The organism is Billgrantia pellis (assembly GCF_008297955.1).
Lineage (GTDB): Bacteria > Pseudomonadota > Gammaproteobacteria > Pseudomonadales > Halomonadaceae > Halomonas > Halomonas pellis.
This window is the reverse complement of the sequence record NZ_VTPY01000002.1, coordinates 248,730-271,775: the sequence shown is the minus strand read 5'-3', so window position 1 is coordinate 271,775 and position 23,046 is coordinate 248,730. Positions and strand designations below refer to the sequence as shown.

The following is a 23,046-nucleotide window of genomic DNA, read 5'->3' as shown; positions in this document are numbered from 1 at the left end:
GGCTGTGCCGGAGTGCAGTTCGTCTGTCTCGCGGACCTAGTCGGATACTGCAAACCCATTACCCCCCCCCGCAGCGCAGCTGCGGGGGGTAACTGCGTAGAATGGCGCCGGCTTTGGCGGCTTCCGGCTCAGGCCAGACCCAGCTCGTGAGTCGCTTCCTCGCGCATCTTGAACTTCTGGATCTTGCCGGTAACGGTCATGGGGAACTCGTCGACGAACTTCACGTAGCGTGGGATCTTGTAATGGGCAATCTTACCCTTGCAGAATGCCTTGAGCTCGTCGTCGCTCAGCGTCTGACCCTCGCCGAGCTTGACCCAGGCCATGACCTCTTCACCGTACTTCTCGTCGGGCACGCCGATTACCTGCACGTCGGAAATGGCCGGATGAGTATAGAGGAAGTCCTCGATCTCGCGCGGATAGATGTTCTCCCCGCCGCGGATGATCATGTCCTTGATGCGTCCGACAATGGCGATGTAGCCATCCTCATCCATGGTCGCCAGGTCCCCGGTATGCATCCAGCCGGCACTGTCGATCGACTTGGCGGTGGCCTCGTCGTTGTTCCAGTAGCCGAGCATCACGCTGTAACCTCGGGTACACAGCTCGCCCGTTTCCCCGCGCGGCACGACGGCGCCGGTCTCGGGGCTGATCAGCTTCACTTCAAGATGGGGATGAATGGTCCCCACGGTAGTCACGCGCTTCTCCAGCGGGGCGTTGGTCTGGGTCTGGGTGCTGACCGGGCTGGTTTCGGTCATTCCATAACAGATGGTGACGTCTTCCATGTTCATCTTGTCGATGACCTTGCGCATCACCTCGATGGGGCAGATCGAACCCGCCATCACGCCGGTGCGCAGGGAGGAGAGATCGTACTGGGGGAAGTCGGGGTGTTCCAGTTCGGCGATGAACATGGTCGGCACGCCATACAGGGCGGTGGCCTTTTCCTCGGCGACCGCCTTGAGCGTCGCCTCCGGATCGAAACCGTCTCCGGGATAGATCATGGTGGCGCCGTGGGTCACGCAGCCCAGATTGCCCATCACCATGCCGAAGCAATGATAGAGAGGCACCGGGATCACCAGTCGGTCCTGCTCCGAAAAGCCCATGGTGCGGGCGACGAAGAAGCCATTGTTGAGAATGTTGTGATGGGAGAGGGTGGCACCCTTCGGTGCGCCGGTGGTGCCCGAGGTGTACTGAATGTTGATCGGCTCGTCGAACTGCAGCGTGGCCTGAATCTCGGCCAGGTGCTCGGCGGATACCTCGTCGGCGTGCGCCAACATGCTTTGCCAGCTGAACATGCCGGTCAGGGCGCGGTCGGCGTCGAGGCACACGACGCGCCTGAGCTCCGGTAGGCGAGCGCAGGAGAAGGTAGCGGGAGCGCCGTCACGCAGCTCCGGCGCCAGCTCCGCCAGGGTGGCCACGTAATCGGACGTCTTGAACTTGCCTTGCAGGATCAACGTCGAGGTACCGGACTGCTTGAGCGCGTACTCCAGCTCGTGGGTGCGGTAGCTGGGGTTGATGTTGACCAGAATGGCACCGATCTTGGCGGTGGCGAACTGCGTGATGGTCCATTCGGCGCAGTTGGGCGACCAAATGCCCACCCGATCGCCTTTCTTCACACCCAATGCGAGCATGGCGCGGGCCGCCCGATCGACGGCCTGCTGAAGCTCCTTCCAGGTGTAGCGCAGCCCTTGGTGCAGGCTCAGCAGCGCATCTCTGTCGGCAAAGCGTGCGACAGTATCGTCGAAGCAGTCGCCGATGGTTTCCCCCTTCAGTGGGGTATCGCTGATGCCGCTGACGTAGCTGTTCGGGACGCGTTTATTAGGATCTTGGCGTGTCATCGTGTTACCCGTCTTGTTGTGGCAGTTTGCTAGGAAGGCCGATCACCGTATGCGAGCGGCCGGACTACCGGCCATCGCGAATGGCGGGAAGGAGCCGTGTCATCGGTCAGTGATGGCCGAGCCGCTCGAGCACCTCGCGTGCCCGTGTTTCCACGTCGTCGAGCTCACGCTGCATCAGGCGGATATCCTCGAGCTGGCGCTCCATGTTGTTGCGCTTGTCGGCGAGGATTTCCAGTAGACGCCTGAGCTGACGCGCGTTGCCGTCGGGCATGGCGTCGTACATCTCGATGACTTCGCGGATCTCGGCCAGGGAAAAGCCCAGCCGCTTGCCGCGCAAGGTCAGCTTGAGTCGTACACGATCCTTCTCATGATAGATGCGGGTCTGACCCCGCCGCTCCGGCGCCAGAAGCCCTTCCTGTTCGTAGAAGCGGATGGTGCGTGGCGTCACCTCGAACATCCGGGCCAGTTCGCCGATGGAGTAAGTGCGACGGTGCCGAGGCAGGCTACCGTTGAGCGCGAGGGTGGCTTCCGGTTTGGGTGTGCTCATTGCTACCTTCCTATGAGTAGGGCGGGCTGTCGTGCGGTTCCCGCCGCGTATTCGCAACACTAGACGACGTTGACGTTAACGTAAAGTGGTTGTCGACCAAGGGATGCATGCGGTAAAACCTAGCAAGTGCTAGGTTGGCTGACGTTCAAGCGCCTCTCCGTAACACCTGCCAACCGACGGGCCGAACCGCGCTTCGATCCCGGCCTGACAGACCCATACACACGAGGATACCGCGATGGACTTCTCTCTCACCGATGACCAGAAGGCGCTCGTCCAGGCAGCCGCCGACTTCTCTCGGGCCGAACTGGCCGACCACGCCGCCGAATGGGATGCCACCTCTCATTTTCCGGTCGAGGTCATTCGTCGCGCTGGCGAAGCGGGCTTCCTCGGCATTTACCTCCCCGAGGAGCGTGGTGGCCTGGGACTGTCGCGGCTTGACGCCTCGCTGATTTTCGAGCAGCTCTCGCAGGGCTGCATCTCGACGACTGCCTATCTTACCATCCACAACATGGTGGCCTGGATGGTGGCGAGTTGGGGCAGCGAGTCGCTGCGCGCCTCCTGGGTGGATCGTCTGACCAGCGGAGAATGCCTGGGCTGCTACTGCCTGACGGAGCCCGGTTCCGGCTCGGATGCGGCCAGCCTGCGAACCAAAGCCGTACGGCAGGGGGACGAGTACGTCATCAGCGGCTCCAAGATGTTCATTTCCGGTGCCGGTGCCAATGACGTGCTGGTGGTGATGGCGCGCACCGGTGCGCCCAATAGCGGCGCGGGCGGCGTTTCGGCCATCCTGGTGCCGGCCGATGCCGAGGGCATCGAGTATGGCAAGAACGAGGAGAAGATGGGTTGGAAGAGTCAGCCCACGCGCCTGATCAGCTTTGATGGGGTGCGCGTTCCGGTCGGCAACCGCCTGGGTGAGGAGGGCGAAGGCTTCAAGTTGGCCATGAAGGGGCTCGATGGCGGACGCCTCAATATCGCCAGTTGCTCGCTGGGTGCCGCCCAGCACGCCCTGACACTGGCGCGAAACTACATGGGCGAGCGCAAGCAGTTCGGCCGCGAACTGTCCCACTTCCAGGCACTGCAGTTCAAGCTGGCCGACATGGCCACCGAACTGAGCGCGGCCAGGTTGATGGTTCGCCATGCCGCATGGCGGCTCGATCAGGGCGATCCCGAGGCTACCGCCTATTGCGCCATGGCCAAACGCTTCGCTACCGACATGGGCTTCAGCGTGTGCAACGAAGCGCTGCAACTCCATGGCGGATATGGTTACCTGAGGGAGTTCCCGCTGGAACGCATGGTGCGCGACACACGCGTGCATCAGATTCTCGAGGGCACCAACGAGATCATGCGCGTGATCGTGGCCCGCCGGCTGCTGGCGGACGGTGTGGTCGAGGCGCTGCAATAAAATACCAGGAGAACCAGGCATGACGGATCTTGCGGTCATCTTCGATGAACGGCCTACCCACGACGGGGCGCTCATCGGCGTTGCGACCCTCAACTCGCCCAAATCGCTCAATGCGCTGACGCTGGACATGGCCAGACAGCTGGACGCCAAGCTCGAGGCCTGGGCGGCGGATCGCAGCATCGTCGCGGTGTGGCTGGAAGGCGCGGGCGACAAAGCGTTTTGCGCCGGCGGTGACGTCGTGGCACTTTACCGCTCCATGACCGAGGAGGGCGACAATCGCGGCTACGGACGCGACAGCCTCTTCGCCGAAACCTACTTCACCACCGAGTATCGGCTCGATTATCGCATCCATGCCTATCCCAAGCCGATTGTGGTATGGGGCGATGGGATCGTCATGGGCGGCGGTCTGGGGCTGATGGCAGGAGCCTCCCGTCGCCTGGTCACCGAGACCAGCCGGATCGCGATGCCCGAGATCACCATCGGCCTGTATCCCGACATCGGGGCCAGCTGGTTTCTCAATCGCATGCCGCCCGGGGTCGGTGCCTATCTGGGCCTGACCGGCGCTCAGCTCAACGCCCGCGATGCGCTCGACCTGGGCATGGCCGACCATTTCGTGCCTCGCGAGCGACGCGATGCGTTGCTCGACGCACTGGCCGCGGCTGACTATGGCGCGCGCAGCCCACGCGAACTGCAAGCCGCCGTGCAGCAGGCTATCGATACAATGGAGCGGCGCGACCAGGCCCCCGAGCCGCAGGTCCGGCCTCATCTCGATCACCTGCAGGCATTGGTCGGCCAGGTCGATGCGCCGACCGCCGTCAAGCGGATCCTGGCCGATGAGCATGGCGATGCCTGGCTAGCCGCCAACCGTGCTCGCCTCGAGGCCGGCAGTCCGCTGAGCGCCCACTTGGTGTGGCGCATGCTGGAGCGTCACCGGCACACCAGCCTGGCCGATGCCTTCCGCGACGAACTTAATCTCTCGGTGCAGTGCTGCCGACACGGCGATATCGCGGAAGGCGTGCGAGCCCTGCTGATCGACAAGGACAAGTCCCCCCGCTGGCAGCATGCCGATGTCGACAGCGTCGACGAGGGGAGGCTGCGAGACATGTTGGCATCGCTATGGAGCGAGGAAGCGCACCCACTGCGCGACCTCGGCGTCAGCCAACGGTGACGCTGAACGGGAACGCAACAGCCTATCTCGATAACGACAATCAGGAGCAGCTTGCATGAAAATCGCCTTCATTGGCCTGGGCAATATGGGCGCCCCGATGGCCATCAATCTGGTCAAGGCCGGTCACGAGGTCAGCGTCTTCGATCTGGTCGACTCCGCCATGAAGCGTCTCGAGGAATCGGGAGCCCTCGCCTGTGCCAGTGCGCAGAGCGCCGTCAACGGAGCGGAGGTCGTCATCTCCATGCTGCCGGCGGGCCAGCACGTACGTCGCCTCTATCTCGGCCGCGAGGGTTCTCCCGGTCTGTTCGAGGCGCTGGACGGAAAACCCTTGATTATCGATGCCTCGACCATCTCGCCTGAGGATGCTCGCACCGTGGGAGGCGCGGCCGAGGCATGCGGCCTGACCTATCTCGATGCCCCGGTTTCCGGCGGGGTGGGCGGTGCGCAAGCCGGTACCCTGACCTTCATCGTCGGCGGCAGCGAGACCGGCTTCGAACAGGCCCGGCCGGTACTCGAGGCAATGGGCAAGAACATCTTCCACGCCGGCGGCATCGGTGCCGGTCAGGTTGCCAAGATCTGCAACAACATGCTGCTGGGCATCCTCATGAGCGGTACCGCCGAGGCCCTGGCGCTAGGTGTCAAGAACGGGCTCGACCCGGCGGTGCTCTCGGAGATCATGAAGCAGAGCAGCGGTGGCAACTGGGCGCTCAACGTCTACAACCCGTGGCCCGGGGTGATGGAGGGGGCCGCCGCCTCGCGCGATTATCAGGGGGGGTTCCTGACCGACCTGATGGCCAAGGACCTGGGGCTGGCTTGGGAGCTGGCCTTGGGCTGCAAGGCCACGGTGCCCATGGGGTCACAGGCGCGCAACCTCTTTGCCCTGCACTCGGCCCAGGGCAACGGCGGGCTGGACTTCTCCAGCATCCAGAAGCTGTATCGTGCCGGTGAGGAGTCCTGACCCCGCTTTTGGCAGGTCGTCGCGAAACGGGCACAATCGGGTGCCCGTTTCGCGTTTCGAGGTCCCATGTCCACGCCTCCTTCCACCGCTGAAGCCGGTTCGCGACGGCCCATCCGCCGCGAACTGCTCGACGGTCCCATCGCCCTGACCCTGTTGCGCAAGAGTCTGCCCGTGGTCGGCGGCATGGTCGCCATGATGAGTTTCAACCTGGTCGACACCTGGTTCATCGCTCAGTTGGGGGCCGAGCCGCTGGCGGCGGTATCGTTCACCTTCCCGGTGGTGTTCGCAGTGATCAGTATGGCGATCGGTATGGGCATCGGCACCTCGGCGGTGGTGGCAAAGCGGCTGGGGCAGGGCAGTATCGATACCGTGCGACGGCGCGCCACTGACGCTGCGCTGCTGGCGCTGCTCTTGGGGATGGTGCTGAGCGCAGTGGGACTGGCGACTCTGGACCCGCTGTTCCGGCTGCTGGGTGCGGATGCCGCGCTAATGCCGCATGTAGACGATTATATGGACATCTGGTACCTGGGAGCGGCGTCGGTCATCGTGCCGCGCGTGCTCAACAGCGTGTTGCGTGCGCAGGGCAATACGCTCATTCCCGGGCTGATGATGGCGCTGGCGGCTCTGCTCAACGGCTTGCTCGATTGGCTGTTGATCTTTGGTGCCGGACCTCTCCCCGCGCTCGGTGTGCGTGGAGCGGCGCTCGCTACCGTGCTGAGCTGGAGCGCGATGGGCGCGGCGCTGTTCTGGCAGCGTGAGTTGCGCGAATGCCTCGATGTCCGAGGACTGACGCCGGCCGGTCTGTTCGCCTCCTGGCGCGAGCTGGCGCGTATCGCCGTGCCTGCGGCGATCACCAGCGTCTTCACACCGCTGGCGCTGGCGCTGGTGACACGCATCGTCGCTGGCCACGGCCATCAGGCGGTGGCCGGTTACGGAGTGGGCACGCGCATCGAGGCCATCGCCCAGATCGGCGTGCTGGCGTTGTCGATGACGCTACCGCCGCTGGTCAGCCAGAACGTAGGTGCCGGTCAGCATGAGCGGGTGCGACGGGCCATCTTCGGCTGTTTTCTGTTCGTCCTGGTGTGGCAGCTCGCGATCTGGTTGCTATTGCAAGGGCTCGCTCCCTGGCTGGTGGCAGGCTATACGGAGGGAGAGGCCATGAGCGGCGTACTGCGCGCTTTCCTGTGGTGGGTGCCGCTTGGCCTTGGGGCCCAGGGAGTGGTGATCCTTGCCGTGTCGTCGTTGAACGCATTGCACGAACCCGCCCGAGCCATGCGGTTGTCCATGATTCGACTGTTCGCACTCAGCGTCCCCCTGGCCTGGCTGGGCAGTCGCACTGGCGGAGCCGAGGGCATCTTCGTCGGCTTGTTCATGGCCAACCTGATGGTCGGGTTAGTGGCCTGGCACACCTTGCGCCAACGCCTGAACGCAAGGCGCCGCAGGCAGGATGGGCCGGCCCCGGGCCGATAATGCGTGTAGAGAAAACGTTCATGAGGGGTTGGCATCGGGGCAAGGTTGGTCTACATTCGCTAAAAATGTAGAAATTATCAGGAGAGCCACCATGAGCCAGATCACCCCCATCACTTGGGAAGACCCGTTTCGCCTGATCGACCAGCTCGATGAAGACGAGCGCATGGTCCACCAGACCGCCCACGACTACTGTCAGGACAAGCTGATGCCGCGAGTGCTCGAGGCCAACCGCCACGAGCGTTTCGACCGCGAGATCATGAACGAAATGGGGGAACTGGGCCTGCTCGGTGCCACCCTCGACGGTTATGGTTGCGCCGGCATGAACTACGTCAGCTACGGGCTGATCGCCCGTGAGGTGGAGCGGGTCGATTCCGGCTATCGCAGCGCCATGAGCGTGCAATCGAGCCTGGTGATGTATCCGATTCATGCCTTCGGCAACGACGCCCAGCGCGAGAAATACCTGCCCAAGCTCGCCACCGGGGAGTGGGTGGGTTGCTTCGGTCTCACCGAGCCCGACCATGGCTCCGACCCGGGCAACATGTCCACTCGTGCCGTACGTACCGAGAATGGCTGGCGTCTCAACGGCACCAAAACCTGGATCACCAATTCGCCGATCGCCGACGTCTTCGTGATCTGGGCCCGGGACGAGGAGGGCGTGGTCAACGGTTTCATCCTCGAGAAGGGTATGCCGGGGCTTACGGCGCCCAAGATCGAGGGCAAGTTCAGCCTGCGCGCCTCGATCACCGGTCAGATCGCCATGCAAGACGTGGAGGTCTCCGACGAGCAGCGCCTGCCGGGTGTCACCGGTCTCAAGGGGCCGTTCTCGTGCCTCAACCGTGCCCGCTACGGCATCGCCTGGGGCAGCATGGGCGCCGCCGAGGCGTGCTGGCACGCCGCTCGGCAGTACACCCTGGATCGCAAACAATTCGGCCGTCCGTTGGCCGCCAACCAACTGATCCAGAAGAAGCTTGCCGACATGCAGACTGAAATCGCTCTGGGGTTGCAGGCCGCGCTGCGGGTTGGCCGCATGATCGACGCCGGCCAACTGGTGCCGGAGGCCATCTCGTTGATCAAGCGCAACAACTGCGGCAAGGCGCTGGATATCGCTCGCGTCGCGCGTGACATGCACGGTGGTAACGGCATTGCTGACGAGTACCACGTGATTCGCCACGTGATGAACCTCGAGGCGGTGAACACCTACGAAGGCACCCACGATGTGCATGCGCTGATTCTGGGCCGTGCGCAGACCGGGCTCCAGGCTTTCGCCAACTGATTCACTAAGGTCCAAACGCTACCTCTAACGAGAAGCGGCGGGGGCAAGCCGAAGAGGAGACCCAACGCCAGGGATGGCGTCGGTAGCGTACCGGGAAGCCTTCACGGCGTCCCTCGAGGGTCCGACACTTCGGGGCTTGTCCGCCGCAGCGACCAGTGTGGAAGGAATCAAGATGAGCCGACCGTTGGAAGGCATCACGGTGCTCGACATGTCGCGAGTGCTGGCCGGACCTTGGGCCGGTCAGCTGCTCGCCGATCTCGGGGCGCGAGTGATCAAGATCGAGCACCCTGAACGCGGTGACGACACCCGCGGCTGGGGGCCGCCGTGGCTGGCCGCTGACGACGATATCGAACGCGTGGCGGCCTACTACCTGTGCGCCAATCGCGGCAAGCAGTCGCTGGCCGTCGATATCGCAAGCGAACGCGGGCAGGCGCTGGTTCGCCAGCTCGCCGAAGGTGCCGATATCTTGCTGGAGAACTTCAAGGTCGGCGGTCTGGCCAAGTATGGCCTCGATTACGCCGGTCTGAAGACGCTCAATCCGCGGCTGATCGGCTGCTCCATCACCGGCTTCGGCCAGGATGGCCCCTATGCGCATCGCGCCGGCTACGACTTCATGATCCAAGCCATGGGCGGGCTGATGAGCATCGGCGGCGAGCCCGATGGCATGCCGATGAAGACCGGCGTGGCGATAACCGACGTGATGACCGGGCTCTACGCCACCATCGGCGTGCTTGCGGCACTGCACGAGCGCGCGCGCACCGGGGAAGGGCGGTACGTAGACGTGGCGCTGCTCGACGTGCAGGTGGCAGCGCTGGCCAACCAGGCGCTCAACGCCCTGGTCAGTGGCGTATCGCCCGAACGCCACGGCAATGCCCACCCCAACATCGTGCCTTACCAGGCCTTTGCCTGCGCCGACGGCCATCTGGTGCTGACTGTGGGCAATGATGGTCAGTTCGCTCGCCTGGCGGAGCTGCTGGGCCATGCCGAGTGGGCCGACGATCCGGCCTATGCCACCAACGCCGCCCGGGTGGGCAATCGGGACGACCTGGTGCCGCGTATCCAGGCGCTGCTGCTCGGTCGTAGTCGTGATGAATGGTTGGCGGAGCTGGAGGCGCGTGGCATCCCGGCGGGGCCGATCAACACCATTCCCGAAGTGTTCGACGACCCTCAAGTGAGATACCGCGGCATGCGGCGTTCGCTCAAGCGCGGCGACCTCGAGGTGCCCCAGGTCGCCTGTCCGCTGCGCTTCGATGGCGAGCCCGCCGTCAGCGAGGTGGCGCCGCCCCGGCTGGGCCAGGACAGCGATACGATCCTGGCCGAGATGGGGCTGACCGAGGAAGATATCGAGCGGCTGCGACGCGAGGGCATCGTACGCTAGGCCCCTTTTCGTATCGAGCCCGGCATAAGTCTGGAATTCCGATGCTCGCTTCAGCGCGGCGAGAAGCGTCGTGTCAGTCCCGTCTCGGCAATCATGCGGGTGGAGATCTCCTCGATCGAGAAGCGCGTGGTGTCGATGTAGGGAATATGCATCTGGCGGTACAGCCCTTCGGCCTGCTCGACTTCCTGAGTACACTGATCCAGTGAGCTGTAGCGGCTGTTGGGGCGACGTTCGTGACGAATCGCGGCGAGCCGGCGCGGGTCGATGGTCAGGCCGAACAGCTTGTGGCGATGCTGAGCCAATGCCCTTGGCAGCTTGAGCATGCCATTTTCGTCGAGGTCGTCCTCGGTGAGTGGGTAATTGGCGGCGCGAATGCCGAACTGCAGGGCGAGGTAGAGCGACGTCGGCGTTTTACCGCAGCGCGATACCCCGATCAGGATCACGTCGGCCTGATCGTATTGGTGGGTGCGCGCACCGTCGTCATTGTCGAGGGCGAAGTGAACCGAATGGATGCGATCCATGTAGACCTCGTCCCTGCCGATGGAGTGGGTGCGGCCCACGCTGTAGCTGGAGTGTGTGCCGAGTTCCTGTTCCAGCGGCTTGAGGAAGGTCGAGAAAATGTCGATCTTGAATCCCAGCGCGCCGCGTATGACCTCGCGGATACCTTCGTCGACGATGGTATCGATGATGATCGGTTGCTCGCCGTCGCGCACGGCGGTGGATTCGATGATATCAACCAGCGTGCGGGCCTTGTCCAGGGTATCGATATAGGGCTTGGTGAGCATGCGCAGCTCGACGTTCTCGAACTGGGCAAGTAGGCTGCGGCCAAGGCTCTCAGCGGTGATGCCGGTACCATCGGAGATGAAGAAAGCGGTGCGGGGCATGGCGGCGCGGTTTCCGTTCAAAGGGTCAGGGGACATTGTCGAGCGTGGCGTCCTGTGGGGCAAGACGTGCCTTTTTTGCCACGAAACCAGGCTTGCAACTACAGAAACTCGGTAAAAAGAGGCAATGTTGTAAAAAACCTTCAGTGACTTCGATGTTAGACCAATGGCGAATATCGCCGCTTACGGTTAAGGTGGGCAGCATCGTGTGATTGTCCCGAAACCTGACCTTTTGCGTCGCGACGCCACGTCAGCGGCCGGAAAACAGGCATCGAAGATCAAGGGGGTTACGTGGAAGACTACATCCTGTGGTTCGATCAGCTCGGTATGAGCGACGTTGACCGAGTGGGCGGCAAGAACGCTTCGCTCGGCGAGATGATCTCCAACCTCTCGGGAGCCGGGGTCACCGTGCCCGGCGGCTTTGCTACCACGGCCCACGCCTACCGGGAATTCCTCGCCCATGAAGGGCTCAACGAGCGCATCAATCAGGCGCTGACTCGGCTCGACGTGGACGATGTCGCAGAGCTTGCGCGCGTCGGCGCGGAGATTCGTCAATGGGTGATCGACACGCCGCTGCCGCCCACCTTCGAGGAGCACCTGCGCACCGCCTATGACAGGCTCGCCAGCCGTCATCCCAACCTCAAGGTGGCGGTGCGCAGCTCGGCCACGGCAGAAGATTTGCCTGACGCCTCCTTCGCCGGGCAACAGGAGACCTTCCTCAACATCGAAGGCTTCGATAACGTCAAGCGCGCCGTGCACGAAGTCTTTGCCTCGCTGTTCAATGACCGCGCGATCTCCTACCGCGTACATCGGGGCTATGCCCACGAGAACGTGGCGCTGTCGGCCGGCATCCAAAAGATGGTTCGTTCCGAAACCGGCGCTTCGGGGGTGTTGTTCACCCTCGATACCGAATCCGGGTATCGCGATGCGGTATTCGTCACGGCTTCCTGGGGATTGGGCGAGACGGTGGTGCAGGGGTCGGTCAATCCCGATGAGTTCTATGTACACAAGCCCACCCTGGCGGCCGGACGGCCTGCCGTGCTGCGTCGCAATCTCGGTTCCAAGCTGATCAAGATGGTCTACAGCGGTGATGCCAGTGCCGGCAAGTCGGTGGATACCGTCGACGTACCGCTCAAGGACCGCGCCCGCTTCTGCATCAACGACGAACAGGTCATGGCGCTGGCGCGTCAGGCGGTCACCATCGAGACGCACTATGGTCGTCCGATGGACATCGAGTGGGCGCTGGATGGCGACGATGGCGAACTCTACATCGTCCAGGCACGCCCCGAGACGGTGGTATCCCAGCTCGAGGGCGGCAAGCTCGAACGCTTCCATCTCAAGGAGAAGGGGCGCACCCTGGTGTCGGGGCGTGCCATCGGCCAGCGCATCGGCCGCGGTGCGGTGAGGATCGTCTTCACGCCGGAGGAGATGGACAAGGTCAAGCCCGGCGATGTCCTCGTTACCGACATGACCGATCCTGACTGGGAACCGATCATGAAACGTGCCTCGGCGATCGTCACCAACCGCGGTGGGCGGACCTGTCATGCGGCGATCATCGCCCGTGAGCTGGGCATTCCCGCCGTGGTGGGCTGTGGCGATGCCACCGAGATACTCGAGGAAGGTCGCGACGTGACCGTCTCGTGTGCCGAAGGCGATACCGGCCACGTCTACGAAGGGCTGCTGGATTACGATCGTCGCGTCACCAGCGTCGACTCGATGCCCGACATCCCCTTCAAGATCATGATGAACGTCGGCAACCCGGATCGCGCCTTCAGCTTCGCCGGGCTGCCCCATGCCGGCGTAGGCCTGGCACGCCTGGAATTCATTATCAACCGTATGATCGGAGTGCACCCCAAGGCACTGCTCGAGTACGACACGCTGCCGCTGGAACTACAGCAGACCATCAATCTGCGCACCGCCGGCTACGCCGATCCGGTCAGCTTCTATGTCGACAAGCTGGTCGAGGGAATCTCGACCCTGGCGGCCGCCTTCTATCCGCAGAGGGTGATCGTGCGTCTTTCCGACTTCAAGTCGAACGAGTACGAGAACCTGATCGGCGGCAAGCAGTACGAGCCGGGTGAGGAGAACCCCATGCTCGGTTTCCGCGGTGCCTCGCGCTATATCTCCGATGCCTTCCGCCCGTGCTTCGAGCTGGAATGCCGCGCGCTGAAGCGGGTACGCGACGAGATGGGACTCGATAACGTGGAGATCATGGTGCCTTTCGTGCGCACGACCGATGAGGCCCGCGAGGTGGTCGACCTGCTGGCCGCCAATGGGCTCAAGCGGGGCGACAACGGGCTCAGGGTGATCATGATGTGCGAGCTGCCGGCCAATGCCTTGTTGGCCAAAGAATTCCTGGAGCATTTCGATGGCTTCTCGATCGGCTCCAACGATCTGACCCAGCTGACCTTGGGGCTCGACCGTGATTCCGGTATCGTGGCGCATCTGTTCGATGAGCGGAACCCGGCGGTCAAGCGGCTGCTGGCCATGGCGATACAGGCTTGCAGAGAGCAGGGCAAGTACGTCGGCATCTGCGGGCAGGGGCCTTCGGATCATCCCGACCTGGCCAAGTGGCTCATGGAACAGGGCATCGATTCGGTATCGCTCAATCCCGATGCGGTACTGGAAACATGGTTCATGCTGGCGGGGGAGACGCTGGCCTAGCGCCCCGTCGATCCCGCCCTGCCATCGCGCCCGGTTGAGGTCGTCAACCGGGCGTTTTTTCGCCTATGCTGTACACCTCTTACACGGAGTTACCGAGGGGCTCTTTTACATGGACATGACAACCTCCTTACCCTGCAGGCGCTGGCTGGCCGGTGCCGGCTTCGCCCTGGTTGTGGGCGTGTCGCCAACGGTATTCGCCGATACGACCTTCGATTACGAGGCCCCGGCGATTACCCCGGAATCGTCGTCCGGCTTCACTGAAAAGCCCGGCTGGTCTACGGAGCGTTTTGCCGTGGCCGCCGCCAACCCGCTGGCCACCGATGCCGGCTATCAGGTGCTCAAGGCGGGGGGATCGGCCGTCGATGCTGCGATTGCGGTACAAATGGTATTGACGCTGGTGGAGCCCCAATCGAGCGGGATCGGCGGTGGTGCCTTCCTGATGCACTATGACGGTAGTGAGGTCAAGGCGTACGACGGACGTGAGGTGGCTCCGCGGGCCGCCAGCGAATCACTGTTCCTCAACGGCGGTGGCGAGCCGCTGGAATTCATGGAGGCGGTGGCCAGCGGCTTGTCGGTGGGCGTTCCCGGTACGGTGCGCATGCTCGAACTCGCTCATGAGAAGCATGGCAAGCTGCCCTGGGCCGAGCTGTTCGAGCCCGCCATCACGCTGGCTGAGGAGGGGTTTCCTGTCAGCCGACGCCTGCATACCAGCCTCGTCGAGGAGGAGCGGCTGCGCGAGGATCCGCTCGCAGGTACCTTCTATTACGACGAGCAGGGCGAGCCGCTCGGCGAAGGACACGAACTCAAGAACCCGGCGCTCGGCGCCATTCTGCGCGATATCGCCGAGCACGGCAGCAAGGCGCTGCATACCGGTTCGATCGCCGAGGATCTCGTGTTTCGCGTCCAGGACCACCCCGAGCGTCCGGGGGCAATCAGCATGGAAGACATGGCCACTTACGTGGCCAAGGAGCGGCCCCCGATCTGCACCGATTGGCAGGATTACCGCGTTTGCGGCTTCCCGCCCCCATCATCGGGTCACCTCACCATCATGCAGATCCTGGGGATCATAGAGCATCTGCCCGAACTCGACGAGCCGCTGGACGGGGATCGACCGAGCACCGAATGGCTGCACCGTTTTCTCGAAGCGTCGCGCCTGGCGTTTGCCGATCGCAACAAGTTCATCGGCGATCCCGACTTCGTCGACGCCCCCGGAGGGGATTGGAACAGTCTGGTCGATTCGGATTATCTCGGCGAGCGCGCAGAGCTGATCGGTGAGGAGAGCATGGGGCCCGATGCCGCCGAGCCGGGCGATCCGGGCGAGCTGGAGACGGCCTGGGCCGTGCAGCCGCCACAGCCGGAGTATGGCACCAGTCACATGAGCATCATCGACGAGCAGGGCAATGCGGTGGCCATGACCACTACCATCGAGCAGGCTTTCGGCTCGCGCATCATGGCCAATGGCGGCACCGGCCTGCCGGGCGGCTACCTGCTCAACAACGAACTCACCGACTTCTCGTTTCGACCGCTGGATGATGACGGTACGCCGATCGCCAACCGCGTCGAACCCGGCAAGCGGCCCCGCTCGAGCATGAGTCCGACGTTGGTCTTCGATCGCCAGAGTGGCGAGCTTATCGCCAGCCTCGGTTCTCCCGGCGGTGCCGCGATCATCCACTATACAGCCAAGGCGCTGGTGGCGATGCTGGATTGGGGGCTCGATGCGCAGGAGGCGCTCGATCTGCCTCACGCCATTACGCTGGGCGGTCCCGCTTTCCTGGAAGAGGGACGCTTTCCCGCGGCGGTGATCGAATCGCTCAATGCCTTGGGGCACGAGGCCAGCGAGCGTGAATTGACCAGCGGACTGCAGGCGATCCAGCGCACGGAGGACGGTTTCTTCGGTGGCGCCGATCCGCGCCGGGAAGGCGTGGTGATGGGGGACTGAGGTCAGCGGCGCAACCAGTTGCGCAGTTTCACCAGCAGCAGGGCGCCGTCGCTGAGCTCGCGGCGGTCCGCGATGAGTTCGGCGAGACGATCGGGATGGTCGGTGATGACCGCATCCACACCCAGATCGACCAATTGCGACATGCGCGCCGGATCGTTGACCGTCCAGGCGTGCACTTCGTAACCCAGCGCCCGCGCCAGCCGGATCTCATTCTCCGTGATACGGTTGTGGCGTAACCCCAGGGCGTCGAAACTGCGTCTATCCAACGTGCCTGGCATGACCAGTTGGGCCAGTAGGGTCACGCGCAGGGCCGGTTCGCGCTCCTTGATCGCCTCGATGACGGCAGGCGACATCACCGCCAGGCGCGTCTCTTCGATCACGTTGGGATTGCCGCAGCGGGCGGCATTCGCAGGGCTGACGCGGGCGATGCAGTCGCGGCGGCCCACGGTCTCCCTTTCCAATGCGGCAAGCACCGCATCCACCAAGGCCTCCTCCGCCCCGGAATCGGGCTTCATGTCGATCATCAATTGGCTACGTCCACGCACGGCCTGCAGCGCTTCGTCCAGGCTGGGAATGCGCTCGCCCACGTAGGCATCTCCGAACCATTGGCCGACATCGAATTGCTGGAGCTCATCCAGTGTGAGGTCGCTCAGGTTGCGCCGATCGCCCGTCAGGCGCTGAAGGCTTCGGTCGTGGTAGAGCACCGCTTCGCCGTCGGCGGTCAGGCGCACGTCGATCTCCACGTAGTGAGCGCCATCCTCGATCGCCCTCTCTACGGCTGCCAACGTATTTTCCGGTGCCGTCATCGAACTTCCACGATGCGCGATGATGGTAACGTCGTCGCGCAATTCGAAGCTGTTGACGATCCACCAGGCTTGCAGCAGGGCGAACAACAGCACGGTGAGCTCGACTCCCCAGGCGAGCCGGCCGGGGTGGGCGCCGGGTGGCGGTGGGGTGGGGCGTGGTTCCTGGTGGGCCAGGCGTAGGTAAAGACAGGCCGAGAGCAGCGCATTGGCGGCGATACCGACGAAAGTGATGGCCAACGTCGCCAGCACGTAACCGGCAACGTAGGCCAGCATGGCGGGAATCAGCACCACGTTGCGCTCCGGCAACCACCACAGCAGTGGCGTGAAGACGCGATCGAACAGCGTGCTGGCGGCGAGAGGCAAGGCGACAATGGCCAGCAGCATGGCGATCACGACTAGCGCGACCGCGGCGCGGTGCCCCTGAGTCAGGACTCGACTGCGACGCAGCGCGGCGAGAGGTCCGAGGCTCTCCAGCGTGGCCACCGGCAGGGCCAGTATCCAGCGGACGTAGAGCATGGCGGCGAGCATGACCCAGCCCAGACAGAGCGGGGCGGCCAAGGCCACGTACTGCCAGAAGACTGCCGGCCGGATGCGTAGCACATAGTAGGGATCGAGGTCGCCGATGATGACGCCATAGAGCCAGACCAACAGCAGTGCAGCCAAGACGAGCAGGAGCAGGTGGGCGCCCACTTGCAGTAGCACCAAGCCGATCAGCGCCGGCAGGCGATGCACGGTTTGCCACAGGGCAACGAAGGCAAGACGCAGGTGGTTGTCGTGACGCCGGATGGCGACGAGGATCATGCCGGCCTGCTGCAGATAGAGAATGAGAAAGGTCAGCCCGACCGCAGCCAGCAACCACAGTACCCCCCCGGGGCTGAGCAGCAGGTCGAGCAGTTCGGCATTGGTAATGACGGGACGATCGAAGCGGCCGAGCAGTTCGGTCAGGGTCCAGGCCACGGCCGGCAGCAGCAGGCTCGAGGCCAGGAGGGTGAAGAACAGATGATACGCCACCAAGGGACGCAGGTGTTCGCGCAGGCTGCGTAGCACGTCCACGCCCAAGGATGACAATATCAAGGCGTTGGCTCCTGGCTGGAAATCATACGCTTAGAGTGGCATCGCACTCGTGCGAAGGGCAAGAAAGCCATGGCCTACAGGCGGTTTATGCTTCGAGCGGCAGGCGTTCGTCGGCCACCACGATGCCGTTGTTGTCGGCATAGAGCCATTGCCCCGGCTTCAGTGTGACACCGGCGAAGGTGACCGGTATGTCGCGCACGCCTTCGCCGCGCTTCTCGCTCTTGCGCGGATGCGAGCCGAGCGCCTGTACGCCGAGATCTGTCTCGGCCAGCACGTCGACGTCGCGAACGCAGCCGTACATGACCACGCCGGCCCAGCCGTTGTCGACGGCCTGTTCGGCGAGCATATCGCCGAGCATGGCGCAGCGCTGAGACCCCCCGGCGTCCACGACCAGCACGGCACCCTCACCGGGTTCGGCGACAGCCTCCTTCACGCGGGAGTTGTCCTCGAAGCACTTGACGGTGCGAATCGGGCCGCAGAAAGCATCGCGTCCCCCGAAGTTGATGAATATGGGGTCGAGAACCTCTACGTCGGGATGGGCGTCGCAGATGTCGGGGGTGATGATGGCGCTCATTGAAGGCTCCTTGTCATGGATGCGTAGCCGGATGATGCCATGGATCGTCTGGTCCGGCCGTCGTCGTTTGGTCGAGGCCGCACGCGAAGACGCCGGTCAAGCCCGGCGTCTTCGGTCGAGGGGAGAGTCAGAAACGCAGGCCTACCGAGGCGGTAAAGGAATCGATGGTGTAATCGTTGTCGAAGTCGTAGCGTTCGTACTCGGCGCGGATCAGCACCGGGCTGAAGGTGAATTGGGCGCCCAGACCGTAAACCGGATCGACGCCGTCGTTATCTTCCAGGTCGAGGCTGGCATCGCCGAGATTGCCGTCCACGTCTGTCTCCCATTTGGCCGCCCCTATCTTGGCGAACGGAGCGAACCAGCTGGTCAGCGGCAACTGCCCGACCAGGCTGGCGCCATAGGCGGTGGATTCCAGGTCGGTGTTGGCAACGTCGTTGCCGCGCAGTTGAACGCGGCCCAGATCGGTGTAGAACGCCTCTACTGCCATGTAGCGGTTGAATTGATAGCCGACGAAGCCTTTCCAGACATTGTCGTCGTCGTCAAGGTCGAAATCGCTGGCACCGGCATCGATGAAATTGTCCACTTCCTCCCGATCGTTCTCCAGCGAGCTGAAGCCGGTGCCCACACCTAGATAGGCATAGCGCTCATGGGGCGCGTTGCTCTGGGCATGAGCCGAGGCGATGAGTAGTGAAGTGGAGGCGAACGTTATGGTGAGGAGCGTATGACGTGTCATGTTCTGACTCCTTGAAAGTCCCTAGCCTTGAAAATCCCCTTTCCTGTGCATGCGGAAGTCAGGCCAATGGTTTCGTCAGCCTCGCATACAGGCATTTATAACGTAGTCTTGCGGTGGGGGGCGCTCAAGGCAGTATGCGTAACGAAACGTACCACCAGCGACGGTCCTGGACGACATGTCATGCGGACGAGGAGTCAGCGGGACAAGAGGTCAATAAAAAAGCGCCCCGAAGGGCGCTTCGTTCATCGGCTCTGGCTCTCGGCTGCCGAGGGCCTTCGATGGTGCGAGCATCGGAGTCGAAAGGTGGGGATCAGGCTTCCTGAGCGACCGGAATCACGTTGGAAGCGGCAGACTGATACTCCTCGATTTCATGGAAGTTCATGTAACGATAGATCTCGCCGGCCATGGCGTCGAATTCGCCCATGTAGCGCTGGTACTCCGCGACGGTAGGCAGGCGGCCCTCCACCGCAGCGACCGCCGCCAGCTCGGCCGACGCCAGATAGACATTGGCGCCGTCGCCCAGACGATTGGGGAAGTTGCGGGTGGAGGTCGAGACCACGGTGCTCTTGGCGGCAACACGGGCCTGGTTGCCCATGCATAGCGAGCAGCCCGGCATTTCCATGCGTGCTCCGGCGCGGCCGTAGATACCGTAGTATCCCTCTTCGGTCAGCTGGTGCTGGTCCATCTTGGTCGGCGGCGCCAGCCACAGGCGGGTCTTCAGGCTGCCGGCCGGCTGCTTCTCGAGCAGCTTGCCCGCGGCGCGGAAGTGGCCGATGTTGGTCATGCACGAACCGATGAAGACTTCGTCGATCTTCTCGCCGGCGACATCGGAGAGCAGGCGGGCGTCGTCCGGGTCGTTCGGAGCACAGAGTACCGGTTCCTTGAGTTCCGCCAGGTCGATCTCGATGATCTCGGCGTACTCGGCGTCCTTGTCGGCGCGCATCAGGCTCGGGTTGGCCAGCCACTCCTCCATGGCCAGGATGCGGCGCTCGATGGTGCGCTTGTCGCCGTAGCCATTGGCAATCATCCACTTGAGCAGGGTGATGTTCGACTGCAGGTACTCGGAGACACTCTCCTCGGACAGGGTGATGGTACAGCCCGCGGCGGAGCGCTCGGCGGAGGCGTCGGAGAGTTCGAAGGCCTGCTCGACGGTGAGATCCTCAAGGCCTTCGATCTCCAGCACGCGGCCGGAGAAGGCGTTCTTCTTGCCGGACTTCTCGACGGTCAGCAGCCCCTGCTTGATGGCGTAGTAGGGAATCGCGTGGACCAGGTCGCGCAGGGTGACGCCCGGCTGGCGTTTGCCCTTGAAGCGCACCAGCACCGATTCCGGCATGTCCAGCGGCATCACGCCGGTGGCGGCGGCGAAGGCGACGAGGCCAGAGCCGGCCGGGAACGAGATGCCCAGCGGGAAGCGAGTGTGCGAGTCGCCGCCGGTGCCCACGGTGTCGGGCAGCAGCATGCGGTTGAGCCAGCTGTGGATGATGCCGTCGCCCGGGCGTAGCGAGACGCCGCCGCGGTTCATGATGAAGTCGGGCAGGGTATGGTGGGTCTCCACATCGACCGGCTTTGGGTAGGCTGCGGTGTGGCAGAAGGACTGCATCACCAGGTCGGCCTGGAAGCCGAGACAGGCGAGGTCCTTGAGTTCGTCGCGTGTCATCGGGCCGGTGGTGTCCTGGGACCCCACGGTGGTCATTTTCGGCTCGCAATACATGCCCGGGCGCACACCTTCCATACCGCAGGCCTTGCCCACCATCTTCTGGGCCAGGGTAAAGCCCTTGCCGGTGTCCTTGGGTTGTTCGGGCAGGCGGAACACATCGGACTGGGACAGGCCCAGCGCCTCGCGTGCCTTGCCGGTCAGACCGCGACCGATGATCAGCGGGATACGGCCGCCGGCGCGCACCTCGTCGAGGATCACCTGGGTCTTGAGTTCAAAAGTGGACACCACTTCATCGGTGCCGTGCTTGCATACCTTGCCTTCGTAGGGGTAGACGTCGATCACGTCGCCCATTGCGAGCTTGGAGGCGTCCATTTCCACGGGCAGGGCGCCGGCGTCTTCCATGGTATTGAAGAAGATCGGGGCGATCTTGCCGCCGAAGCAGAAGCCGCCGGCGCGCTTGTTCGGAACGTTGGGAATGTCGTCGCCGAAGAACCACAGCACGGAGTTGGTGGCGGACTTGCGCGAGGAGCCGGTACCGACCACGTCGCCGACGTAGGCGACCGGAAAGCCCTTGGCTTTCACTGCCTCGATCTGCTTGAGCGGGCCGGTGGTGCCCGGCACTTCGGGCTCGATGCCTTCTCGCTCGTTCTTGAGCATGGCATTGGCGTGCAACGGAATGTCGGGGCGCGACCAGGCATCGGGGGCGGGCGACAGGTCGTCGGTGTTGGTCTCGCCCGGTACCTTGAAGACGGTGAGGGTGATCTTGTCGGCCAGCGCCGGCTTGGAGAGGAACCATTCGGCATCGGCCCAGGACTGTAGCACCTCCTGGGCCACGGCGTTGCCGGCCTTGGCGCGCTCTTCCACGTCATGGAAGGCGTCGAACATCAGCAGGGTGTGCTTGAGCTGCTCGCCGGCCTCCTTGGCCAACTCGTCGTCGTCCAGCAGTTCGACCAGGGTGGCGATGTTGTAGCCGCCCTGCATGGTGCCCAACAGCTTGACGGCGTGCACCTTGTCGACCAGCGGCGACTGCGCCTCGCCCTTGGCGACGGCGGTCAGGAAGCCGGCCTTGACGTAGGCGGCCTCATCGACGCCCGGCGGAACGCGGTTGGTCAACAGGTCGAGAATGAATTCCTCCTCGCCGGCCGGCGGGGTCTTCAGCAGTTCGACCAGTGCGGCGACCTGTTCGGCATTCAGGGGCTTCGGCGGGATGCCCTCGGCGGCGCGTTCTTCGACATGTTGGCGATAGGCTTCAAGCACGTTGGGGCCCTCATCTGGTGTATTGCCCAAAGCAGGTCGATACGTCGATGAACATCGGCGAAAAGACTGCCTTGGCGGGTGAAACAACCGTAGTCACTGGGTGGCGCGATTCTACGGGAAACTGTCGACAATGTTAAGTTGGCCCTCCCGGCCGGGGCCTAGACTTTGGTCGCCGCGATGTCGCCCAACGGGACGTTCGTCCAACTTCAGGGTGCCACCCGGGCCGGGGCGCGTTACCATGAGCACAGAAGTATTGGGGGAGCGCCTATGAATTCGCATATCGCCTCGCCCTGTGTGGGGCTCTGTTCTACCACCCTGGGCGACAGCGTATGCCGCGGCTGCCAGCGGGCGGACAGCGAGATCGGCGAGTGGTTCGAACTGACCGCCGAGCAGCGTGCCGAGCGCATGGCGGCGTTGGACGCCCTGCGTGAGCGGGTTGCCGCCCATTTTCTGCGCGTCGACGACGCGGCCAGCCTTGAGCGCCAAATGCGTCGTCATCGCATCCGTTTCCGTCCCGACCAGCCACCGCTGTCACGCGCGATCGAACTGCTGCGCGTCGGTCGCGATCGCATTCGCGACCTGCGTTGCTATGGACTGGAGCCGCTCGGGGCGGCAGCCGGGCTCACTGCTGGCGAGCTGCACGCGCATCTTAACGCGCGACTTTTGGAGGAGGCGGACCGTCGCCGACTCGACCTGCCGGTGTCCCGCTCCCCCTCCGACGATTGCCGACCTGGTTTTGGTACCTGACCGCCTACCCAAAGATCCCGAGCCGAGAACCATGCCCGATATCCTCGAAGCGACCCGTCATGACGTCGAGCTGCCGCCGGACCTGCTTGCCTTCCTTGCGTGCCCCACGCCCGATGCCTGGGTCGATTGGGCGCTGGCAAACCCCGAACTGCTATTGATCGATCACGCCCAGTGCGAGAAGAAAGCGGCGTCGACCGCCATGAGCCTGCTTTACCGTTACGTCGACCAGCCGTTGCTGCTGACCAAGATGTCGCAGCTCGCTCGCGAGGAGCTGTTGCATTTCGAGCAGGTGGTAAAGCTGATGGAGAGCCGGGGAATCGTCTACCGGCACCTCAGCGCATCGCGCTACGCCGAAGGTCTGAGGTGCCATGTCCGGCCTCAAGATCCCGACCGCTTGGTCGATATCCTGATTATCGGCGCCTTCATCGAGGCCCGTAGTTGCGAACGGTTCGCCAGGCTGATTCCACACCTGGACGACGACCTTGCCAAGTTCTACCGCACTCTGGTTAAGTCGGAGGGCCGTCACTACGAAGACTACCTCATGCTGGCGCGGCACCTGTCCGTGGTGCCGATCGACGAGCGTGTGGCCTTCTTCGCAGGCTGCGAATCACAACTAATAGTCACGCCGGACACGGCGTTTCGTTTCCATAGTGGGGTGCCGGACTGACACTGCCACTTTGCCACGC

17 protein-coding genes are annotated in these 23,046 nt (G+C 63.6%); 10 read left to right on the top strand and 7 right to left on the bottom strand.

What is annotated here, in order from left to right:
* Positions 1–128: 128 nt before the first annotated feature.
* Together F0A17_RS04735 and F0A17_RS04730 are read right to left on the bottom strand one after the other, a co-directional pair.
* Positions 129–1,832, bottom strand: a complete 1,704-nt coding sequence (locus tag F0A17_RS04735; protein WP_149327209.1) for an AMP-binding protein — start codon at positions 1,830–1,832, stop codon at positions 129–131.
* A 106-nt stretch (positions 1,833–1,938) separates the two neighbouring features.
* Positions 1,939–2,379, bottom strand: a complete 441-nt coding sequence (locus tag F0A17_RS04730; protein ID WP_149327208.1) for a MerR family transcriptional regulator — start codon at positions 2,377–2,379, stop codon at positions 1,939–1,941.
* Between the two features lie 235 nt (positions 2,380–2,614).
* Between F0A17_RS04730 and F0A17_RS04725 the strand changes: the two genes are divergently transcribed.
* The 6 genes from F0A17_RS04725 to F0A17_RS04700 all read left to right on the top strand — a co-directional run bounded on the left by F0A17_RS04725 (position 2,615) and on the right by F0A17_RS04700 (position 10,028).
* Entirely contained in the window at positions 2,615–3,781 is a 1,167-nt protein-coding gene (locus F0A17_RS04725) for an acyl-CoA dehydrogenase family protein (protein WP_149327207.1), read from the top strand.
* 19 nt (positions 3,782–3,800) lie between these two features.
* Positions 3,801–4,949, top strand: a complete 1,149-nt coding sequence (locus tag F0A17_RS04720) for an enoyl-CoA hydratase/isomerase family protein (RefSeq protein ID WP_149327206.1) — start codon at positions 3,801–3,803, stop codon at positions 4,947–4,949.
* 55 nt (positions 4,950–5,004) lie between these two features.
* Positions 5,005–5,907, top strand: coding sequence for a 3-hydroxyisobutyrate dehydrogenase (gene mmsB, locus F0A17_RS04715; RefSeq protein ID WP_149327205.1), 903 nt, complete (start codon positions 5,005–5,007; stop codon positions 5,905–5,907).
* A 66-nt stretch (positions 5,908–5,973) separates the two neighbouring features.
* Entirely contained in the window at positions 5,974–7,377 is a 1,404-nt protein-coding gene (locus tag F0A17_RS04710) for an MATE family efflux transporter (RefSeq protein ID WP_228716811.1), read from the top strand.
* A 91-nt stretch (positions 7,378–7,468) separates the two neighbouring features.
* Positions 7,469–8,650: an acyl-CoA dehydrogenase gene (locus tag F0A17_RS04705; RefSeq protein WP_149327204.1), complete on the top strand. Its 1,182-nt coding sequence runs from the start codon at positions 7,469–7,471 to the stop codon at positions 8,648–8,650.
* Between the two features lie 172 nt (positions 8,651–8,822).
* The gene (locus F0A17_RS04700) at positions 8,823–10,028 is read left to right on the top strand and encodes a CaiB/BaiF CoA transferase family protein (protein ID WP_149327203.1); all 1,206 of its coding nucleotides are present in this window, start codon (positions 8,823–8,825) and stop codon (positions 10,026–10,028) included.
* Between the two features lie 50 nt (positions 10,029–10,078).
* On the opposite strand, the gene ppsR is transcribed toward F0A17_RS04700, so the two are convergent.
* Positions 10,079–10,912, bottom strand: a complete 834-nt coding sequence (ppsR, locus tag F0A17_RS04695; protein ID WP_149327202.1) for a posphoenolpyruvate synthetase regulatory kinase/phosphorylase PpsR — start codon at positions 10,910–10,912, stop codon at positions 10,079–10,081.
* A gap of 288 nt (positions 10,913–11,200) precedes the next feature.
* On the opposite strand from ppsR, the gene ppsA reads away from it, so the two are divergent.
* Together ppsA and ggt are read left to right on the top strand one after the other, a co-directional pair.
* Positions 11,201–13,573 (top strand): phosphoenolpyruvate synthase, encoded by a 2,373-nt coding sequence (ppsA, locus tag F0A17_RS04690; RefSeq protein WP_149327201.1) that lies wholly within the window; start codon positions 11,201–11,203, stop codon positions 13,571–13,573.
* 109 nt (positions 13,574–13,682) lie between these two features.
* The gene (ggt, locus tag F0A17_RS04685; protein ID WP_149327200.1) at positions 13,683–15,512 is read left to right on the top strand and encodes a gamma-glutamyltransferase; all 1,830 of its coding nucleotides are present in this window, start codon (positions 13,683–13,685) and stop codon (positions 15,510–15,512) included.
* Between the two features lie 2 nt (positions 15,513–15,514).
* On the opposite strand, the gene F0A17_RS04680 is transcribed toward ggt, so the two are convergent.
* The 4 genes from F0A17_RS04680 to acnB form a co-directional block, all read right to left on the bottom strand.
* Positions 15,515–17,386, bottom strand: coding sequence for a glycerophosphodiester phosphodiesterase family protein (locus F0A17_RS04680; protein ID WP_149327424.1), 1,872 nt, complete (start codon positions 17,384–17,386; stop codon positions 15,515–15,517).
* Between the two features lie 91 nt (positions 17,387–17,477).
* Positions 17,478–17,966 (bottom strand): ribonuclease E activity regulator RraA, encoded by a 489-nt coding sequence (gene rraA, locus F0A17_RS04675; protein ID WP_149327199.1) that lies wholly within the window; start codon positions 17,964–17,966, stop codon positions 17,478–17,480.
* A gap of 127 nt (positions 17,967–18,093) precedes the next feature.
* Positions 18,094–18,699: a porin family protein gene (locus tag F0A17_RS04670; protein WP_149327198.1), complete on the bottom strand. Its 606-nt coding sequence runs from the start codon at positions 18,697–18,699 to the stop codon at positions 18,094–18,096.
* Between the two features lie 310 nt (positions 18,700–19,009).
* Entirely contained in the window at positions 19,010–21,613 is a 2,604-nt protein-coding gene (gene acnB / locus F0A17_RS04665; RefSeq protein WP_149327197.1) for a bifunctional aconitate hydratase 2/2-methylisocitrate dehydratase, read from the bottom strand.
* Between the two features lie 267 nt (positions 21,614–21,880).
* On the opposite strand from acnB, the gene F0A17_RS04660 reads away from it, so the two are divergent.
* Together F0A17_RS04660 and F0A17_RS04655 are read left to right on the top strand one after the other, a co-directional pair.
* Positions 21,881–22,360 (top strand): DUF1289 domain-containing protein, encoded by a 480-nt coding sequence (locus tag F0A17_RS04660; protein ID WP_149327196.1) that lies wholly within the window; start codon positions 21,881–21,883, stop codon positions 22,358–22,360.
* A 31-nt stretch (positions 22,361–22,391) separates the two neighbouring features.
* Positions 22,392–23,027: a MiaE family protein gene (locus tag F0A17_RS04655; RefSeq protein WP_149327195.1), complete on the top strand. Its 636-nt coding sequence runs from the start codon at positions 22,392–22,394 to the stop codon at positions 23,025–23,027.
* Positions 23,028–23,046 lie beyond the last annotated feature (19 nt).

What these genes read in the sequence shown, in the direction of transcription:
- ppsR (WP_149327202.1), bottom strand. Translation starts at nt 10,912, where the DNA reads ATGCCCCGCACCGCTTTCTTCATCTCCGATGGTACCGGCATCACCGCT.
- F0A17_RS04705 (WP_149327204.1), top strand. Translation starts at nt 7,469, where the DNA reads ATGAGCCAGATCACCCCCATCACTTGGGAAGACCCGTTTCGCCTGATC.
- F0A17_RS04730 (WP_149327208.1), bottom strand. Translation starts at nt 2,379, where the DNA reads ATGAGCACACCCAAACCGGAAGCCACCCTCGCGCTCAACGGTAGCCTG.
- F0A17_RS04735 (WP_149327209.1), bottom strand. Translation starts at nt 1,832, where the DNA reads ATGACACGCCAAGATCCTAATAAACGCGTCCCGAACAGCTACGTCAGC.
- F0A17_RS04700 (WP_149327203.1), top strand. Translation starts at nt 8,823, where the DNA reads ATGAGCCGACCGTTGGAAGGCATCACGGTGCTCGACATGTCGCGAGTG.
- F0A17_RS04720 (WP_149327206.1), top strand. Translation starts at nt 3,801, where the DNA reads ATGACGGATCTTGCGGTCATCTTCGATGAACGGCCTACCCACGACGGG.
- F0A17_RS04725 (WP_149327207.1), top strand. Translation starts at nt 2,615, where the DNA reads ATGGACTTCTCTCTCACCGATGACCAGAAGGCGCTCGTCCAGGCAGCC.
- ggt (WP_149327200.1), top strand. Translation starts at nt 13,683, where the DNA reads ATGGACATGACAACCTCCTTACCCTGCAGGCGCTGGCTGGCCGGTGCC.
- F0A17_RS04660 (WP_149327196.1), top strand. Translation starts at nt 21,881, where the DNA reads ATGAATTCGCATATCGCCTCGCCCTGTGTGGGGCTCTGTTCTACCACC.
- F0A17_RS04670 (WP_149327198.1), bottom strand. Translation starts at nt 18,699, where the DNA reads ATGACACGTCATACGCTCCTCACCATAACGTTCGCCTCCACTTCACTA.
- rraA (WP_149327199.1), bottom strand. Translation starts at nt 17,966, where the DNA reads ATGAGCGCCATCATCACCCCCGACATCTGCGACGCCCATCCCGACGTA.
- F0A17_RS04710 (WP_228716811.1), top strand. Translation starts at nt 5,974, where the DNA reads ATGTCCACGCCTCCTTCCACCGCTGAAGCCGGTTCGCGACGGCCCATC.
- mmsB (WP_149327205.1), top strand. Translation starts at nt 5,005, where the DNA reads ATGAAAATCGCCTTCATTGGCCTGGGCAATATGGGCGCCCCGATGGCC.
- F0A17_RS04655 (WP_149327195.1), top strand. Translation starts at nt 22,392, where the DNA reads ATGCCCGATATCCTCGAAGCGACCCGTCATGACGTCGAGCTGCCGCCG.